The organism is Mycobacterium sp., assembly GCF_049281135.1.
Taxonomy (GTDB): Bacteria; Actinomycetota; Actinomycetes; order Mycobacteriales; family Mycobacteriaceae; genus Mycobacterium.
This window is the reverse complement of the sequence record NZ_JBAPRN010000407.1, coordinates 1-1,686: the sequence shown is the minus strand read 5'-3', so window position 1 is coordinate 1,686 and position 1,686 is coordinate 1. Positions and strand designations below refer to the sequence as shown.

Below are 1,686 nucleotides of genomic sequence, written 5' to 3'. Positions count from 1 at the left end.
GTCCGGCGGTGGTACAACGTGATCGCGGACGTTTATCAGACGGAACCGCAATCGCTTGTGCCTGCGCGGTCACCACGATTACTCAGGCGCCGTGACAATGCTGCGCGACGGCGCTCGGCTTCTGGCGCTGGGCCGCTGCGACACGACGGAGCGAGTGTGGCCACGGGTTGACTGCGAACCGTTCGGAATCCCGCGATCGCTCACGACGACTAAGTGACTTCGGCCTAGATTGCACTCTGATGAACGGACCACCTGTTGTGATCTCAGCCTCCGCCACTGAACGGGTGCGATCGTGGCAGTAGGAACGTGGAAGCGGCCAAGGACGCACGAGCGTTGTGCGTTACGTGGGCACCGCGGCCGAGTTAACTCACTTGCCCCTCGGCGTACTTGGCCCGGTGGTCTCGGTGGTAGCCTGCGGAATGATGCCTGCCGCGACGGGCCCCCATAATGTACTTAGCACGGCAGACAGTTCGGGACTGGCGACGTGTCGATGCCCTGTCCGCGGGTGAATCACTTAAAGTAGGGACCACAGCAGCGCACTCCCTATCGACCTGGTGGATCGCTGCGACGGCCGCGGCCCTCTGCCTCGCCCGGCTCAGCGGACTTGCCGACGTCGTTGATCGCAGCTGACCGCGGCAGAAAAACTGAAAGACGTAAACAGCCGACCTGGGGCTATGCGATGAGTAGCCCGCAGCTACCTCACCGCCACTCTCTGGCGCACGCCGCTGATCGGCGTCGTCCGCTTCGACATCGCCCCTTGGCATCCTCCCACACCTATGCTCCCATCACGCCGACGGCCGGAGTCGAGCCGTCCCTGACCCTGTCCATTGGTTTCCGCGTAACCGAGCCGTGCAGCACAGGGACACAGGGACAAAGGAACTGTCGCCGTTAGGATCCGACTGAGTAAACTCCTCACCGAACCGAAGCTTGTTCCAATGGGTAGCGGCGAAGTCTCGTCGCTTAGCCACTGTCCTGATTGGGACGAGCTGCTCGGGTGCCGAAGGTCGGCAAGACGCGAGCGGCCGGCTTCGAAGCCAGGATCCGCGCCTTGAGCCGGCCCGAAACATACGGTCTTGCGGTGGGCGGCTTTGCGCGCGTCTTACGGCGTCCGAGGCCCTTGCAGGCCGCCGGGGTCACATGCGCAGAACGATGGAACGGCACGGTCGCGCCGACGAGCCTTGCTGCGATGCAGGAATATCATAAGGTCAGTTGTCGGTCGACTCGCCGTTGTTGACCCACCACTGGTAGGCGTCGCCGGGGTGCCAGTATTCGTCGGTGGCTTCCCCGAGGATGTCAGTGTTCCAGTTGGTCCAGACCTCCTCAGGGCCTTCCTCCAAGCCCGGACAAGCCACTTCGCCGACGTTCGCGCCAGCTACCTGATACGTCAGTCGTCCACCCCAATCGAGGCGGCAGTCCTCATCATTGGTGGTCGCCGATTGCAGCACGAGTTGGTCGAATGCGGCGTCCATCGAAGCGCGGTCCGGGTACTGGACGTAAGCGAGATCTTGCGGGTCGTTCGGGGGCGTGCAGTCGATCGCCTCCACTGCGCCAGAAGGAGGTGCTGCTGCCGCACAGTACTCGGCGTACCCGGGGGCGATTGCTTCGACGAGTGGGTCACCGGCCGGCGTCGTCGTGTCGTCGTGAGGGCTGGTGGTAACGGGTGTGGTGGCAACGGTGGAGGATGGT

The 1,686-nt window shown here is 63.6% G+C and carries 1 protein-coding gene; it reads right to left on the bottom strand.

Features of this window, described 5'->3' with window-relative positions; genetic code table 11:
• Positions 1–1,205 precede the first annotated feature (1,205 nt).
• The coding region (locus WAN02_RS16560) for a hypothetical protein (RefSeq protein ID WP_422265301.1) at positions 1,206–1,686 on the bottom strand (481 nt) is incomplete at its 5' end.